Consider the following 15,815-nt stretch of genomic DNA (forward strand, 5'->3'; position numbering starts at 1 on the left):
ATTTATTTACCTCCAACACTTGCTCTTGAAGGTGTTACTGTAGTTTCTGTTGGCATATAGACTGACTTATACCAACCATCATAAGTTTCCTTTGTAGTCTCTTCACCTGTTCTAGCCTTTACATTTCCATTTGGAAGTGGTCTTGCTTGAATAGATAAGGTTTCTGGTTGAACTTCTCTTGATTCTTCATTAGTCTCTCCTTCAAGGGTTGGTCTTGCTGCTGAGCAGTTATACATGACATGACGGATTTTCTTTTGGTCTCCATCAAACTCAAAAAGAAGTGCGAAGTTTGCAGTTTCAGAATTTGAAGACTCAATAAGAACTTTATTTGAATCTGATTTTTCCATCAAAACATCCGTCCTAAAAGATTCTGGAATAAGAGCGATTTCTAAATCTCCATCATATCCCATATTGTTTGAAATAGTGTAGTATTCAATTCCATCTGCATAAAAGCTTTCAGGCTCTCCATTAGGATCCAATGAAATTGAAACAGCACCAGGCATTGGCACTGGTGTTTTATATTTAATAACGCCCTCTTCAGCTTTATCGAAGAGAGCGTAGTGAACATTACAAATATTAAATTTAACTTTATTAGCCATTTTTTACCTCCATAGTAAATTCATAGAGAACTTCATAAAGTCTTTCTGATTCAATCCAAACTTCAGATTTTTCATAATAGATTTTTTCTCTATCAAGTATCTCTTCTATTTTTTCTTCTAATTTTAAATCTTTCTTATCAGTGTAAAGTTCTAAGTCTATCTGGGTGTTCTTATAGAAAACTACTCCATCTGCACCAAAGTGTTTATTCTTTGGGAATAGATAGACCATAAATGGTGGGTCTGGACTTTCTCCCTCAGCAAAGTGCGAGTATGCAAATGGAAGTCCTATCTTTTCAATTATTTTTAATAGCCTATCCATCTTGTAATTTCCTCATTATATTTTCTTCCAATTCTCTTACTCCTTTCTCTTCAGCTGGTCCAATGTGTGGCTTAGCAGATACTCTTCCTCCCTGCCTAAGAACATGGCCTTTCTCAAGTAAATGAGCCAGTTGATATCTATTCCTTGAGTGAACTACGAGTTCTATTGAGTTTGAAGTTTCTTTCATAGTTTTGACAGACCAAGACTTAGAATATTTCTTTGTTTCTCCTACAGGTGCATTTTCTTGTATATCTTTTCTAATATTGCTACCAGCTTTTTTGACTTCCTTTTTGACTTCATCTGTTGCCATATCAGAATATTCTTCTAAGCCTTTCATTATTTCACTGGCGAGGTTTTCAATTTTTACATTCATCTACTCACCTTCCTACACCTAAACTTTATAAATCTATTTTTATAGTTCATAAAGTCATTTGAGATGATGTTGTACTTTTCATCATCAAATAGAATTCTGTATTCTGAAGTATTAATGTTCTTTAGACTATTTTGAAATCTTACAGTAAAAGAAATATCTGACCTGTCTACTTCCATCCCAAGAAAAACTTCTTCTCCCTTACCTTGAAAAGATATATAGGCTGAAGTTTTCAGATAATCTATCCATACTGATTTATGGTTACCAATTCCATCTACCTCAACATTTTTCTTTTGAAAGGTTATTTTTCTATTTAAATCCGATATCTTCACTAAAACTCAGCCTTTCTCATTCCAAACAATAAAGCCCTTAGAGTTAAGTTTAGTTCAGAATAGTCTGCCTCTTCTCGGTGTTCATAAAGATAAGCGGTCATATATAAGACGGCTATCTTTCCATTTGGATTTTTAGAAAGATCTTCTTCACTATCAACCCTTGCTACATCCATGGAGTGCTTTATTGATGATTGGATGAGAGAATTAATCATCTCATCCTCATCATCAAAATCCACCCTTAAATAGGACTTTGCCTCCTCAAGAGTAATCATAATTTACTCCTTAGGCAGTAGCACCGATTTTTAAAAGTTTAACTGCTTCTCTTAAAACTAAAATTCCATCTACTCTTTCTTTACCTAAGAAACCAACCATGCCATTACCAGCAAATAGTTCCTTTAAGTCTTGGAAAGACCTATTTCCTCTATCTCCAATCTTGTAGTAAGAAAAATCGCCAAATGCTACTGCCAATTTTCCTTTTTCAGCTTTTGGAGCAAAGGCTGATGTATAAGCAGGATAACCTAAAAGTCTATCTGGTTCTCCATCTTTAAGTGATGGTTGCCAAATATATGCACCATTAACATCTTTAAGCTTTCTAATCTGAGCAACTGTTGCATCATTTAAAATGAAATCTGCTCTCTTTCTATAAGGTCTGTCTAAAGAGTAAACTAAATCAATGAGTTCATCTGCAGTAATTGTTTGAGCCTTTGTTGTTACCCCAAGTTCTCCACCTTTTTTAGAGTCAAAAATTCCTGTAGGTTTATTTACTCCATCTCCATTTAAGAAAGCGTCCTCTTCAGCATTTGCTAACGCTCTAGTAAATTCTTCAGTGATGTATTTTTCTAAATTAAAGGCTGAATCATATAAAAGTTCTTCAGTAACTTTAATTCCAACGTGGAGTTTGTGTGCATCAAGAGATACTTGATCGAATGTGCCATCTCCAAATGTAAGTTGGCCACCTTCTTCTACCCATAGGGCTGCTGGTTTTGTAGCTGCAATGTTAATTTTATGAAGTCCAGAAGTTTGAACTTTTGTAGCTAATTTTCTTACAATATTTTCATCTTCAAGACCATTTACAATATCTGCTTCCATTTCTTCAGGAACTAAATATCCACCACTTTCATCTGTACCGACTTTTAATTCATTGGAAATATCTCTAAAGTTAGTTCTTAATGCTTTCATCATAGATTTCTTATAGACATTTCTTGCTCTCATTGGTTTTTCTTCTTCATTAAAAGTAGCAGGTTCATTTGTTAATGCTTGACTAGTAGGTTTTTCTAAAGTTTTATCCATTTCTTCTTCCCTCTTCTTTCTTTCAATTTCACGAGTATAATTCTCGATAGTTCTTTCCATCTCTTCATATGTCTTAAAGTCTTCATCAGACATTAGACCATTTTCATCTTTCTTAGATTCGGCAAATGCCTTTGCCTCGTCCCAAGCCTTAGTTCTCTTTTCCATTAGTTCTTTAATATTCATAATTACCTCCAAGTGTTTTTAATTTTGTTTAATCTTTCTTCTACTTCGCTCATTGAATGAGTCCTTACCTCTTTATTTATCTTTGTTAAAAGTGAGTTTGTAACTGCTCGTCTTGAGAAGACCATGTTCGTAACTTTTTCATCTTTTCTTTTATCAGTGAGAGTTCCATCGCAAAAGCCCATCTCAATAGCCTTGTTCTTATCAAACCAAGTCTCCCCGTCCATTAGATTTGAAATCTCTTCTCTGGATAAACCTGTCTTAATCTCATAAGCATTGATGATTGATTCCTTAACTTCCTTTAACATATCTATAGCTTTTTGCATTTCTTTCGAGTCACCAATAGCTACAGTTAAAGGGTTGTGAATCATCATTAATGATGTAGGACTCATCAATACTTCAGTTCCTGCCATAGCAATGACCGATGCTGCTGATGCTGCAAGCCCATCTATCTTAATGGTCACATTTCCCTTGTGTTCTAAAAGCATGGTGTAAATTCTTGATGCTGCAATACAATCTCCACCAGGGGAGTTGATCCACACAGTTATATCTCCACTTTTGTTTTTTAATTCTTCAAAAAAGAGCCTTGGTGTGATTTCATCATCAAACCAAGACTCTTCTGCTATAACTCCATCTATATAGAGTTCATTTGAATTCTTATTCCAATTCCAAAATATTCTATTATTCTTCATTAGGACTTATTTCTTCTCCTTTCTGCTGATAAAAACTACCTGCTTTATCAAGTGGTAGCATATTTCCATTTACAAGGTATAAGTCACCACCTTCTTCAGCTGAAATCCTATCAAGATTTTCTAATTCTCTTATGTCATTTGCACTCATCCACCCATTCTGTCTTCCTACTGCATAACCATTCATTCTTGATTCATAGTCTCCTCTTAGAAGTCCATCAAGATTAAATTTAATAAAGTAGTTTTCTTTTTCTTTTTTTGTTAATAGTGCTCTTTCCAAGGATTGCTCCCAACGAACAATCCAAGGATCAAGAGTGTATTTAACAAATTCAAGTGACTGTTGTTCTATATTTGAAAATGATGACTTCTCCAAGTCGCCAATCATATGAGGTGGTATTCTAAATATCCTTGCTATCTCATTTAACTGAAACTTTCTAGTTTCCAAAAACTGGGCCTCACTTGGTGCTATGGCTATAGGTTGATACTTCATCCCTTCTTCAAGTACAGCCACTTTGTTGGCGTTCTTAGGTCCCTGAAAGGCAGCATTCCATGACGCTCTAACTCTTTCTGGGTCTTTAATAATACCTGGATGCTCTAAAACTCCACCTGGTTGTGCTCCATTTTGAAAGAATGACGCTCCGTAATCTTCACAAGCCATAGCCATACCAATAGCATTCTTAGCCATTGTAATTGGCGAGTATCCAATAAGGCCATCAAAACCAAGTCCAGGTATATGAAGGACATCTTCTTTTAAAAGATAAACTTCTTCTGATTTATGATTGTATTTATAGAAGATTTCTCCATCTTCACTTCTCATTACAGTCATCTTATTTGGCATTAATGGGTAGAGTCCAATAACTTCATTTCTTCCATTACGTATTATCTGAGAATAGGCATTCCCCCACAAAAGAAGGTGAGTCATTAATGTTTCCCTAAATACAAATGAAGTCATCTCTGTATTTGGTTCATCGTGCAAAAGAAAATATATGACGTGGTCTTTTGCTTTTTCTTTTGAGTTTGAGTCTCCTCTTTTATATAGATGAAGAGGAAGTCCTGCTAAGGTTTCAGCAAGAACCCTCACGCATGAATAAACTGCCGTCATCTGCATGGCAGTAAATTCGTTTACATTCCTGCCTGCTGTTGTTCTCCCAAATAAAAAAGACGATGAAGATATCCTCTCCCCGTCTTTAGGTTTGTCTCTCGACTTAAATATTAAATTTAAAATGTTTATATTACCACCTCCTTAAAAGTAGGTATGAAAAAAGCACCTACTTTTGTAGATGCTAATAGCTTTAAAATTTAATATACTTAGTTGCTCTACCGCTACCTAATTGTTTAATTAAGCCACTGTCTTTTAATTCTTTTAATGCTCTTTCTATAGTTCTTTGAGAAATGTCTGGGCAAAGTACTACTATATCTGATTTAGATAATGGTTCTAAGGAATTATCAAATATCTTCATCACTCTATCTGAAGAAGTTATAGATTTTTCTGCTATTAGTTTAAATCTTTCATCACACTGGCTATATGCTTTGTAGATGACCGAAAGCATATATCTTATAAATGGTAATTCATCACTCGTACCGTCATGCCAATCTTCACTTGAAGCTTGCAATTCTTCATAGTAAATATCTTTTGTCTCTTCAATAATCATTTCTAGTGAAATATATTTTCCTACAAAAAATCCATTTTTATAGAGTAGTAGCAGCGTTAATAGCCTTGACATTCTACCATTTCCATCAGCGAATGGATGGATACATAAAAAATCATGAATCACAGTTGGTATTAGAAGTAATGGCGGGATTTCTAAACTAACAGCTTCATTATAAGCCTCAATCATTCTATCAATATATATTTCTGTTTCAAAAGCTGATACAGGCTGAAATCTTACTTTTTTCTGACCAAGGGAATTTACTTCAACGATGCTATTATCCATTGTTTTAAATTTTCCTTTATGGCTTTCCCCTGAATAAGAATAAAGCCTATTGTGTAGGGTCAAAATATTGTTTTTTGTGAATTCTATATTGTCATAGTTTTCATGAATGATATCTAAAACTTCTCTGTAACCATATATTTCTTCTTCATTTCTATTCTTAGGTTCACTTTTTTTATTCATCAACTCTTCTAGTCTGGTATCATTTGTTGAAATACCTTCTATTGCATTAGATGATTTAGTGGACTGAATTTTTGCAACCTCTATCATTTTATCGAGAACATCGGAAAAATTAGCTACGTATAGCTCCTGTTTTCCTTTATATTCATAGATCTTTGATATTAAATCATACATTTTTGCAGGTATATTTAAATTTAAAAGCTTTGAATAATTAAATTCTCTCATGTTCTATCACCACCTTCCTCGCCATTATATCGTATATGGCGTATATAAATCAATGCTGGCGAGATTAATTTCGCCATTTTAATAGATTTGGCTATGATAAAGCAAAAATAGCGAGATTAAAATACAATCAGACCCCTGTCGTCATAAACAGATTCACTTGTATCATTACCACACCTTATAGCCCTGTCAAGTGCCATAATTGTAGCAATAACCCCATCAATCTTTTCTGTAGACTTTTCCTTATCTGCCTTAATGTTTCCAGCGGGATCAGTTCGTATGAAGATATTATCCATCATCCACCTTAGTACTGGATGACCCCCATGGGCTATTTTTCTTTCAAGGGTTAGTTTCATGAGTTCTTTAGTTGGTGGAGACATATCCTTAAATCCTTGCCCAAAGGGAACTACTGTAAAACCCATGCCTTCTAAGTTTTGAACCATCTGAACTGCTCCCCACCTGTCAAAGGCAATTTCTCTAATATTATATATCTCACCTAAGTCCTCTATAAATTTTTCAATAAATCCATAGTGAACTACATTTCCTTCTGTTGTTTGAATGTAGCCTTGTTTTTTCCACAGGTCATAGTTTACATGGTCTCTTTTTACTCTTATGTCGAGATTATCTTCTGGTAACCAAAAGTAGGGTAATATTTGATATTTATCATCTTCGTCTATTGGAGGAAAGACTAAAACAAAGGCTGTAATATCTGTTGTAGATGATAGGTCAAGTCCACCATAACAAACTCTTCCTTTTAGTTCTTCTTCATTAACAGCAAAATTACAGAGGTCCCATTTTTCCATAGGCATCCATCTTATTGCTTGTTTGACCCATTGATTAAGTCTTAGTTGCCTAAAAGCATTTTCTTCAGTTGGATTTTGCTTAGCTGATTCACAAGCTTGTCTTACTTTTTCTATAGGAACTGTAATTCCAAGAGATGGATTTGCCTTATGCCATACTTTTTCATCTGTCCAATCATCTTCTCTATCTGCTCCATAAATCACAGGATAAAAAGTTGGATCCGTTTTTCTTCCTTCAAGTATGTCCACTGCCTTTTGATGCGTTTCGTAGCAGATTGATTTTGTATCTGTTCCTGCAGTTGTTATAAGAAAATATAGAGGCTGGGTTCTCGCATCGCCAGAACCCTTTGTCATGACATCAAATAACTTTCTATTAGGTTGAGTATGAAGTTCATCAAAAACAACACCATGAATATTAAAGCCGTGTTTAGAATACGCCTCTGCAGATAAAACTTGATAGAAAGAATTGGTCGGCTTATATATCATTCTCTTTTGAGATGCTAGAATTTTTACTCTTTTAGATAGGGCTGGACTCATTCTTACCATATCAGCTGCAACATCAAAGACAATGGTTGCTTGTTGTCTATCAGCAGCACAACCATAAACTTCTGCTCTTTCTTCTCCATCACCACAGGTAAGGAGAAGTGCTACAGCAGCTGCCAGTTCTGACTTTCCCATCTTCTTTGGTATTTCAATATATGCAGTATTGAATTGTCGATATCCTGTATCTTTCACAATGCCAAACAAATCTCTAATGATTTCTTCTTGCCAATCAATAAGCTTGAAGTCTTTACCTGCCCATCTACCTTTTGTGTGTTTAAGGCATTCTATAAAGGTGACGGCATAGTCTGCTTTGTTTTTATCATATTGAGATGTAGGTAGCATAAATTTTGTTGGTTTATATTTCATTTGACCTCCTTCCTTGAAAAATGGACATAAAAAATAGCCACCTGATTGTGACTTCTACTACGACAAATAGAGCCTAAACTCTATTTAGAATTTTATTTTTATCTTTTTCTTGCTATGTTTAATTCTTTGTAAGCTTTTTTAAGTTCTCTTTCTAGTGTTTCTGATTCTGCAAAAAGTTGAAATTCTTCTTCATTTAGGTTCCCTTGTGACTCTTTCCAAAGTTCTTCATGAACTTGATCTGCACATTTCTTTGCTGTTCCTGCTATGTCTAAAAGGTTAATGGCTGCTCCAATCTTGCCTTCTTTTGATTTTTTTATTGAGCTTTCTGCGTATCTTTTGCAAGCTTTAACTTCTGCTTCTAATCTTTCTAAAAGGTCTTTTTTCATGGTAATGTTCTCCTTCTCTTTTGTTGTACACATATTCCCGTACAAGAAGAGATAAGTCAAGCAATTATCTTGCTCAACTCTCTATTTTTATTATTAATTTCTCTTGAAAAGGAGGGCTGGTGCATATTCTTTTTCCTCTTTGCTCTCTTTGAAATTCCAATTAGTCCTTCCTGTATCTATTTCAATTAAGTCTATAGGAAAGTAACCTTTTCTTTTAAAACTTTTTAATCCTTTCATAAGACCTGTTGACTGGTCTGAAATTGTAAATTCTTGTATTCCAAATCTTTCAAGATTCTCTATCATATCTTCGTGATTATCTACAAATCCAATGTCATCAAAGTTTATGATGTCTCGCCCTATCCTTTGGGATTCCCTATATGCCCAATAAAATCTGTAACTGATTTTATTTTCTTCGAATTCTTCTTTTTCTTTAATGTTTTCTAACAATTCAATCTTTTTCATTTTTGTACCTCCTCTTTTGTTGTACACATATTCCCGTACAATAGAGGAATAGTCAAGCAATGTATGGTTATTTAATTAGATTTTTCAATAATATCCTCCCTAAAAATTACATTTAACATCGAACCATTATCCCATTTTACTAGGATTGATCCAAGGGCATCTACTCCATAAACTGTACCTAAAGTTCCAACTGGAGGTGCTTGGTCATCTTCCATTTGGATTAGTTTCACTCTTGTACCTACTGGATACGTCTCTTTCAATTTTTGTATAATTTCCCTTGAAATCATCTAATCACCTCACATACATATATCACTCAATCTAGGATTTATATCAAGTCAGATTAATAACATCTTCATACTTATATTTTTTTCCATCTCTTAAAAGGCTTATATCTTCATCACTACCCACTAAATTTAAATATCTTTTTACTGCTACATCAACAAATTTAGGTTCTATTTCTATTCCATAGCAGATTCGATTAAGCTCCTCACAGGCAATTAATGTAGATGCACTTCCTAAAAATCCATCAAGGACTAAGCCATTTGTTTGAGTTGATTGCTTTATTAAATAAGCAATAAGTGGTACTGGTTTTGATGATGGATGACCACATCCTTCTTTTTCAGAATCTTTAATTCCATCAAATTCAAAGACTGCTGTTTGCTTTTGATCTCCATACCAGTTATGTTTTCCATCTTTTCTCCAACCAAAGATAATAGGCTCCATATTAAATTTCCAATCTGTTCTCATGAAAGGAGCTCTTGGTTTTTTCCAAATCAGTCCTGCACCAACTTTAAATCCAGCATCTTCAAAAGCATCATAGAAAACTCTTGCCTTCATCGTTGCATAGAATTCATAAATAGATGCATCTTTGGCCATTGCATCTTTGAAGTTAGTAAATACCTTCATTAAAAATTCATAGGCTTCCTTATCATTAAGATTGTCATTTTTAATTGTTCCCGATTTATTTTTCAAATCTACAAAATATGGTGCATCTGTACATACTAAATTGACCTTAGTTTCACCTAGTAACTTTTCAAAAGTATCCCATAGAGTAGAATCTCCACAGATAACTTTATGTCTTCCTAGAGCCCATATATCTCCTTCTTTAGAAAAAGTTGGTTTATTTAGTTCTCCCTCAATATCAAAGTCATCTTCTTTTGCTTCACTACCTAAATCAAAAAGCTGACCCAGTTCTTCTTCCGAAAAACCTGTCAGCTCTACGTTAAATCCATATTCTTCTAATGATTCTAGTTCGATTTTTAGTAATTCTTCATCCCAACCAGCATCAAGACTTAACTTATTATCAGCAAGAACATAAGCTTTTCTTTGTGCCTCTGTGAGATGATTTTCTAAAATACATGGAACTTTCTTTAGTCCTAGTTTCTTAGCCGCTAGAAGTCTGCAATGTCCTGCTGTAATAACATTCTCATCTGAAATTAAGATAGGATTTAAAAATCCAAATTCTTTTATAGATGCAGCTACCTTATTTACTTGTTCGTCAGTATGCGTTCTAGCATTACTAATATATGGGATGAGTTCATCTACATTTTTTAATTCATATTGTAATAGTCCTTCTTTCATTAGATGAGCCCCCACTTTGCAAATTCCTCAAAACCACCAATAGATTTTACATAGTCTTCGGCAATTTCTACTATTTCTTCATAGGCTTTATCACCAACAAATTCATCTCCAATGGCACAGGATAATTCTATATCCCTATTTTCTTTTTGTGCTTTTAGGTGGGCGTAGATATTGACCGATACATCTGCCTTAGATAGGTCTTTACCATGTAGTCCACCACCAGTTACAGCTCGACCCATATCTGAACCTAGCTTTCTATTGGTTGCTCCAGTATCTACATTAAATCCTCCAGTCCAATCTCCTAATGGATTTACAATTGCTCTTGGATAAATTGATTTTAAAATTTCCGTAGATACATTTGACTGACAAATAATAAGTTTATCCCCATCGAGAATATATTTCCCATCATATGGGTAGTCCCTATAAATTTCTCTGGCTATAGTTGAGAGTTTCTTTTCTTCTTCAGATGTAGGCACTCCTTTAAATATTCCATTATCCCCACATCTAATCTTTTCTTTTTGATTGTTCGATAAGTGAATGTCTTGCTCTACAATTTTTACATCGGCTTTTACTTCTCCTGCTATTCTATTAATAGCTGATTTGATTTCTTCAACATCTAACTTGCAGTCCGTTTCTATAATCACATGACAGTCTCCATGTCCCAGTAAAACTTCAACTGCTATTTTAGGATTATCTTTTTCTTTATATGCTAAATCTACAATTGCACCAGCAATACAATCTGCTATTTTATCAACGTGTGATGGATTCACTTTTTCAAACATATATTACACCTCCATGTTTTTTATCCTTCCAAAATTCCAACCATTAATTAGAAAATTGTTCAACGTATTCTCTTTTACACATTTTTCTAATTTCCCGTTATTTATCCATTTCCTATTTTTGCTATTCTCAGAAAGTTTTTTTCTACTTTTTTCAGAAATCACTTTTCCTTTATGTGATTCAGATATTTTCTTCTTAACATCTCCATAATTCATATTGTATGAATGAGTACACCATTCTAAATTTTCTAATTTGTTATTAGCTTTGTTTTCATCAAGATGATTTACTTCCTCATAGTTATTTGGATTAGGCAAAAAAGAAAGAGCCACCAATCTGTGAACGAGCAAATTTTTTTTGCTACCATTCTTCCAGAGGTAAACTCTTTTGTATCCATTAGGTTGAAAATCTCCCTTTAATATTAAATTATTACTTTTTATGCTTCTAATATTACCTAGAGTAGATGCCTGATATTCATCTTCATATCCAGGAATATCTTTCCATACTTCTATTGAATTCAATGAAACCTCTTACTTTCTACTTCTTAGAAGTTTTTCCATCATATCTTCTCCATAATCTTCATATACTTCCGTGCAGTTTTCTTTAACTATGTCATAAATCTCGTACCATAGAAGATTGGCCGTCTTTTGAAATTGTGAAGACATCTGTACAAAGGGAGAGGCAATAACTCCACCAGTTGTAGGATGCTTTCCTAAAAGTCCAAATTGACTTATTGCCTCTTCACATTGAATGTATCTTGCAAAAGCCTGGGAGTAGGATTCTAATAATCTTGGATTTACTAAGTTTTCACAGTTTCTCTGTTTTAGCCATCCCCAGGTCTCTTTATATATTTCATCAGCACCAAGTGGTATACCATTTTTTTGCTTTGCAGATAGATAGTCACTAGGAGCTGGCATATCCGTTCCATCAAGAACAGCACCGTCTGGTAAGTCAACTGCATCTATTTCTTCTGGAGTAAATGTTGGAATATCATTCATTAGTATTTCTACTTTTTTACCTTTTTCTATTTTTTCAGCAGCAGGCTGTGGTTTCCCTCCTGCTTTTACTCTTCTTCCACCTCTGTATGTTCCGTCTTTAGCGATAGTATCACCTCCTAGTTTATTATTTTCTTTAATAGGGCCTTTGAACCCGTTTTTTTGTGCGTGAGAGGGCGGCACCGTTGGTATGGAAATCAGCTTTTAAGGTAACGACTCCCCCTCCCCACGTAAAACTATCCTCCAAACCTATCTCCACTCTTTGCATGAATCTTTGAGTGACAAGATTTACAAAGACTCATAAGATTGTCTTCGTTATTAGTTCCACCACGAGAAAGAGGAAGTATGTGATGTACTTCCTCTACCTTTGTCATTCTATTCTCTTTTAAACACATCTCACAAAGTGGATGCTCTGCTACATATCTTTTTCTAATAATTCTCCACGTTTTTCCATAACGCTTATGAGTTTTAGGATCTCGTTTATATTTTTCATAGTTTCTGTTGTATTCTTTCTCATGTTTCTTACAGAATCGTCCATCAACTAATTCAGGACAACCTGGATGTGAACATGGTCTCTTAGGTTTTCTTGGCACTTTATCACTCCATAAAGAAAGCCCTGAAGATTTTATCTCCAAGGCTCGTTTTATTATTCTTTTGCTATTCTAACTATACTACAACTACTTACTCTCATTCTATCAACTTTACTCTCCACTTGACTTTTTTCTCAGAAGAAAATATAATTTAGTTAGAAAGTATGAATTTCTAACTAAGGAGGTTTTTTATGTTAGTTGAACTAAAAGCTAAATCACAAGTTACTATCCCAAAAGACATAGTAAACTCTATGGAATTAAATCAAGGCGACCAATTTGAAGTCATAGAAGATAACGGAAAAATTGTACTTGTTCCAGTTGCAATCTATCCAGAACACGTCATAAAAAATTTAAAAGCTGAAGTAAAAGAAATTAAAGAATCTATAAAAAATGGGACTCAACCTGTTTTTGATTCTATCGACTCTCTATTCGAGGAGTTAGACAAGTAATGTCCTATAAAATTACTTATTCGAAAGCCTTTAAAAAACATTACAAAAAACTATCTGATACTGAAAAGAAACAAACGAAAAAGAAACTTAAATTTTTCGTAGAAAATCCTACCCATCCATCTTTAAGAACTAAGAAAATACAAGGTACAGATGGAATATGGGAGTCCTCTGTTAACATGGATATTCGCATTATTTGGTTCTATGAAAACAATGAGCTGATATTCCTTTTAGATATTGGACACCATGATATCCTGGATAAGTTTTAAAATTAGTACTATAATAAAAACACGAATTGAAAACGAAAGTTTTGCGGGTGATGCATTGATGCGTCACCCGATTTTTTTATATCTCTATATTTTTCAAAGCCTTACTATGAAGTCTAAAGATATGTTGAATTGAGTAATTCATTTCAACTGCTATCTTCTCCCAAGATTCAAAACAAAGATATCTTTTTTCTAAAACCACTTGAAGTTCTTTATCTTCAATCTTTTTTATTGTTCTTACGATTTCTTTTTTCAAGTCTACCAACTTATCTATATCCCTATTGATTTCTTCTTGGAGATCTACAATCTTAATAATAGTATCCTCAAGTTTAGATGTTCCTCTATTAGGACTCTTAGGCATATCGGATAAGGTTGATGTAGCTTTTGTAGCTAGTGCATTGAGTGACTCAACTTGCTCCAGCTTGCTGTTAATTCTTTTGTCTAAATAAAAAGCTTGTTTTAAATATTCTTTTGCATTCATTTCTTACCTCCATATATTTTGAGGTAAGTTCTCTATAGAACCTCTACTCATTTTAGATTTGCTTTTACTGCATCTATAAGTGCAGCTTGTGTTTTATTCTTATTTTCCAACGCCTTCATCACATCTTCATCAATAGTTCCTTTAGCTAGGATATGATGAATCACAACTGTTTCTTTCTGACCCTGCCTATAGAGTCTGGCATTGGTTTGTTCATAAAGTTCTAATGACCATGTAAGGGAAAACCAAATAAGTGTTGAACCTCCAGCTTGTAGGTTAAGCCCATGACCAGCAGAAGCTGGATGAATAATGGCAACTGGAATATTACCTTGATTCCATTCTTTTAAGTCTTCACTTGCCTTAAGTTCTCTTACATCAAACCTATCTTTTATTCTTTTCAAATCTGACTTATACCAATAAGCTATTAATACTGGTTTACCATTTGCACCTTCTATTAAATCTTCCAAGGCATCAAGCTTTCTATCATGGATATGAATCATATTTTTATCTTCATCATAAACAGAACCCGATGCCATTTGAAGTAACTTATTAGAAAGGGCTGCAGCATTAACTGCATCTATATCTTTATCCTTAATACTAACGACCAAGTCTTTTTTTAAGGTTTCGTAGATATCTCTTTCTTTATCTGATAGATTTACAAAGACTTCATTATTTATCTTCTTTGGCATTTTTAGGTAATCTTCAGCTTTCATAGAAACTGTGATATCTGATATCTTTTCATAGATTGCATCTTCAGCAAAAGGAAGTGGCTTATAGGAATAAATGATTGGTCCGTTTCTCTTATCTGGTTTGAAGTATATTTCCCTGTACTGACCAATAAATCTTCCAAGTCTCTCTCCCATATCAAGCAGTCTAAACTCAGCCCATAAATCCATTAGACCGTTAGATGATGGAGTTCCAGTAAGACCAACTATTCTTTTTACCTTTGGTCTAACTTTCATCAAAGCTTTAAACCTCTTTGACCTATGAGATTTAAAGGATGATAGTTCATCAATTACGATCATGTCGTAGTTAAATGGTAGTTCGCTCTTATTTATTAACCAGTCTACATTTTCCCTATTGATTAGATAAATATCTGCTTGTTCTTCTAATGCTTTTATTCTTTCTTTTTCACTTCCTATGGCTACTGAATATTTTAAGATATCAAGGTGAGACCATTTTTCTATCTCTTCCTTCCAGGTATCTCTCGCAACCCTTAGTGGTGCTATGATTAAAACTTTAGAAATTTCAAAAGAATCAAAGAGTAAGTCTTTTATAGCCGTTAAGCTTATAACCGTCTTGCCGAGACCCATGTCCAGTAGAAGTGCTGATTCTTCATTTTCTTTAATAAACTCAGTAGCATATTTTTGATATTTGTGTGGAGTGTATTTCAATTAGTCACCTCCAATCCTCTTTATTATTTCATCAATGTTTTCTTTGGAATCAAGAACATAAACCTTAAAACCTAAGTTTTTAAATTGCCTTATTCTCTTTTTCTGGATTGGTCTTGGTTCTCCTCCAGGTCTTTTTGTTTCAACAAATCCAACCTTTCCTTTAGGAAGAAGTATTATCCTATCTGGTATTCCCGTCATTGAAGGAGATGTAAACTTAAGACATAGACCCTTATTCTCTTTTACTCTTTTAACAAGGGCAGATTCAATCTCTTTCTCTCGCAATTTTCATACTCCCTCCATGCGTTCTCAAAAGTCATCATACAATCATAACAAGCACCCTGGCTTTTTAAATAATTTTTAATCAGTCTTTTCCAGCCCTTAAATTTCCCTGTTTTATTTTTAGGAAAGTCTCTATCTTGCTTCATATCTCTTGCTAAATCTCCTCTTGGAGACTTTTCATTTAAGTGATTTTTCATCATGTAATTATAGAAATTCATAAATCCTCCATTTTTTTAAGTGTTGTATAGTGTAGCTTTATATAAACCTTTTACACGAGAGAATAAAAATAATATATAAAAGAAAGTAGGCTATAACTATTCACACCATACAAAATGCGTAT

The 15,815-nt window shown here is 33.9% G+C and carries 24 protein-coding genes; 2 read left to right on the forward strand and 22 right to left on the reverse strand.

All coding sequences use genetic code 11. The annotated features are described in order from the left end of the window. Positions 1 to 2 precede the first annotated feature (2 nt). The 18 genes from BQ7400_RS04810 to BQ7400_RS04895 all read right to left on the reverse strand — a co-directional run bounded on the left by BQ7400_RS04810 (position 3) and on the right by BQ7400_RS04895 (position 12,657). On the reverse strand, positions 3 to 599 hold the full coding sequence (locus BQ7400_RS04810) for a major tail protein (protein ID WP_009431460.1): 597 nt from the start codon (positions 597 to 599) through the stop codon (positions 3 to 5). Then, the gene (locus BQ7400_RS04815; RefSeq protein WP_070611490.1) at positions 592 to 918 is read right to left on the reverse strand and encodes a hypothetical protein; all 327 of its coding nucleotides are present in this window, start codon (positions 916 to 918) and stop codon (positions 592 to 594) included. The genes BQ7400_RS04810 and BQ7400_RS04815 overlap by 8 nt, the downstream gene beginning before the upstream one ends. Further along, positions 911 to 1,291 carry an HK97 gp10 family phage protein gene (locus tag BQ7400_RS04820; protein ID WP_070611488.1) on the reverse strand — a complete coding sequence of 127 codons (381 nt, stop codon included), beginning with the start codon at positions 1,289 to 1,291 and terminating at the stop codon, positions 911 to 913. Before BQ7400_RS04820 ends, BQ7400_RS04815 begins: the two co-directional genes overlap by 8 nt. Next, positions 1,288 to 1,620 (reverse strand): phage head closure protein, encoded by a 333-nt coding sequence (locus BQ7400_RS04825; protein ID WP_070611487.1) that lies wholly within the window; start codon positions 1,618 to 1,620, stop codon positions 1,288 to 1,290. Before BQ7400_RS04825 ends, BQ7400_RS04820 begins: the two co-directional genes overlap by 4 nt. Then, entirely contained in the window at positions 1,620 to 1,892 is a 273-nt protein-coding gene (locus BQ7400_RS04830; RefSeq protein ID WP_068370105.1) for a head-tail connector protein, read from the reverse strand. The genes BQ7400_RS04825 and BQ7400_RS04830 overlap by 1 nt, the downstream gene beginning before the upstream one ends. A 10-nt stretch (positions 1,893 to 1,902) precedes the next feature. Continuing rightward, complete coding sequence (locus tag BQ7400_RS04835; protein WP_072469693.1) at positions 1,903 to 3,093, reverse strand: phage major capsid protein; 1,191 nt, start codon at positions 3,091 to 3,093, stop codon at positions 1,903 to 1,905. A gap of 2 nt (positions 3,094 to 3,095) precedes the next feature. After that, a complete protein-coding gene (locus BQ7400_RS04840; protein WP_072469694.1) occupies positions 3,096 to 3,782 on the reverse strand; it encodes a head maturation protease, ClpP-related in 687 nt (228 codons plus the stop codon). Beyond that, the gene (locus BQ7400_RS04845) at positions 3,772 to 4,887 is read right to left on the reverse strand and encodes a phage portal protein (protein WP_245759415.1); all 1,116 of its coding nucleotides are present in this window, start codon (positions 4,885 to 4,887) and stop codon (positions 3,772 to 3,774) included. Before BQ7400_RS04845 ends, BQ7400_RS04840 begins: the two co-directional genes overlap by 11 nt. A 184-nt stretch (positions 4,888 to 5,071) precedes the next feature. Next, a complete protein-coding gene (locus tag BQ7400_RS04850) occupies positions 5,072 to 6,115 on the reverse strand; it encodes a Fic family protein (protein ID WP_070699882.1) in 1,044 nt (347 codons plus the stop codon). A 116-nt stretch (positions 6,116 to 6,231) separates the two neighbouring features. Beyond that, positions 6,232 to 7,821 carry a terminase large subunit gene (locus tag BQ7400_RS04855; protein WP_072469696.1) on the reverse strand — a complete coding sequence of 530 codons (1,590 nt, stop codon included), beginning with the start codon at positions 7,819 to 7,821 and terminating at the stop codon, positions 6,232 to 6,234. Positions 7,822 to 7,919: 98 nt separating this feature from the next. Continuing rightward, positions 7,920 to 8,207 (reverse strand): transcriptional regulator, encoded by a 288-nt coding sequence (locus BQ7400_RS04860; RefSeq protein ID WP_072469697.1) that lies wholly within the window; start codon positions 8,205 to 8,207, stop codon positions 7,920 to 7,922. A 93-nt stretch (positions 8,208 to 8,300) separates the two neighbouring features. Then, entirely contained in the window at positions 8,301 to 8,669 is a 369-nt protein-coding gene (locus BQ7400_RS04865) for a DUF7698 family protein (RefSeq protein WP_035109042.1), read from the reverse strand. Between the two features lie 71 nt (positions 8,670 to 8,740). Further along, complete coding sequence (locus tag BQ7400_RS04870) at positions 8,741 to 8,956, reverse strand: DUF4314 domain-containing protein (protein ID WP_002834883.1); 216 nt, start codon at positions 8,954 to 8,956, stop codon at positions 8,741 to 8,743. A 43-nt stretch (positions 8,957 to 8,999) separates the two neighbouring features. Beyond that, a complete protein-coding gene (locus BQ7400_RS04875) occupies positions 9,000 to 10,250 on the reverse strand; it encodes a site-specific DNA-methyltransferase (protein WP_002834884.1) in 1,251 nt (416 codons plus the stop codon). After that, positions 10,250 to 11,032: an S-adenosylmethionine synthetase N-terminal domain-containing protein gene (locus BQ7400_RS04880; protein WP_002834885.1), complete on the reverse strand. Its 783-nt coding sequence runs from the start codon at positions 11,030 to 11,032 to the stop codon at positions 10,250 to 10,252. Before BQ7400_RS04880 ends, BQ7400_RS04875 begins: the two co-directional genes overlap by 1 nt. Before the next feature lie 3 nt (positions 11,033 to 11,035). After that, positions 11,036 to 11,548 carry an NUMOD4 domain-containing protein gene (locus BQ7400_RS04885; protein WP_002834886.1) on the reverse strand — a complete coding sequence of 171 codons (513 nt, stop codon included), beginning with the start codon at positions 11,546 to 11,548 and terminating at the stop codon, positions 11,036 to 11,038. A 9-nt stretch (positions 11,549 to 11,557) separates the two neighbouring features. Then, positions 11,558 to 12,205: a P27 family phage terminase small subunit gene (locus tag BQ7400_RS04890; protein ID WP_002834887.1), complete on the reverse strand. Its 648-nt coding sequence runs from the start codon at positions 12,203 to 12,205 to the stop codon at positions 11,558 to 11,560. A 53-nt stretch (positions 12,206 to 12,258) separates the two neighbouring features. After that, positions 12,259 to 12,657 (reverse strand): HNH endonuclease, encoded by a 399-nt coding sequence (locus BQ7400_RS04895; RefSeq protein WP_002834888.1) that lies wholly within the window; start codon positions 12,655 to 12,657, stop codon positions 12,259 to 12,261. 146 nt (positions 12,658 to 12,803) lie between these two features. On the opposite strand from BQ7400_RS04895, the gene BQ7400_RS04900 reads away from it, so the two are divergent. Both BQ7400_RS04900 and BQ7400_RS04905 read left to right on the forward strand, forming a co-directional pair. Then, positions 12,804 to 13,061 carry an AbrB/MazE/SpoVT family DNA-binding domain-containing protein gene (locus BQ7400_RS04900; protein WP_002834889.1) on the forward strand — a complete coding sequence of 86 codons (258 nt, stop codon included), beginning with the start codon at positions 12,804 to 12,806 and terminating at the stop codon, positions 13,059 to 13,061. Continuing rightward, positions 13,061 to 13,327: a type II toxin-antitoxin system RelE/ParE family toxin gene (locus tag BQ7400_RS04905; RefSeq protein WP_002834890.1), complete on the forward strand. Its 267-nt coding sequence runs from the start codon at positions 13,061 to 13,063 to the stop codon at positions 13,325 to 13,327. The genes BQ7400_RS04900 and BQ7400_RS04905 overlap by 1 nt, the downstream gene beginning before the upstream one ends. Before the next feature lie 76 nt (positions 13,328 to 13,403). Here BQ7400_RS04905 and BQ7400_RS04910 read toward each other — a convergent pair whose 3' ends face one another. Genes BQ7400_RS04910 through BQ7400_RS04925 form a run of 4 tightly spaced genes read right to left on the reverse strand, consistent with a single transcriptional unit; the run spans position 13,404 to position 15,693 of the window. Beyond that, complete coding sequence (locus tag BQ7400_RS04910) at positions 13,404 to 13,805, reverse strand: DUF1492 domain-containing protein (RefSeq protein ID WP_002834892.1); 402 nt, start codon at positions 13,803 to 13,805, stop codon at positions 13,404 to 13,406. A 47-nt stretch (positions 13,806 to 13,852) separates the two neighbouring features. Beyond that, on the reverse strand, positions 13,853 to 15,196 hold the full coding sequence (locus BQ7400_RS04915) for a DEAD/DEAH box helicase (RefSeq protein ID WP_002834893.1): 1,344 nt from the start codon (positions 15,194 to 15,196) through the stop codon (positions 13,853 to 13,855). Further along, positions 15,197 to 15,478, reverse strand: a complete 282-nt coding sequence (locus BQ7400_RS04920; RefSeq protein WP_035109044.1) for a VRR-NUC domain-containing protein — start codon at positions 15,476 to 15,478, stop codon at positions 15,197 to 15,199. Then, positions 15,436 to 15,693, reverse strand: coding sequence for a sterile alpha motif-like domain-containing protein (locus BQ7400_RS04925; RefSeq protein WP_035109046.1), 258 nt, complete (start codon positions 15,691 to 15,693; stop codon positions 15,436 to 15,438). The genes BQ7400_RS04920 and BQ7400_RS04925 overlap by 43 nt, the downstream gene beginning before the upstream one ends. Positions 15,694 to 15,815 lie beyond the last annotated feature (122 nt).

The sequence above is a fragment of the Urinicoccus massiliensis genome (genome assembly GCF_900120405.1).
GTDB classification, from domain to species: Bacteria; Bacillota; Clostridia; order Tissierellales; family Peptoniphilaceae; genus Urinicoccus; species Urinicoccus massiliensis.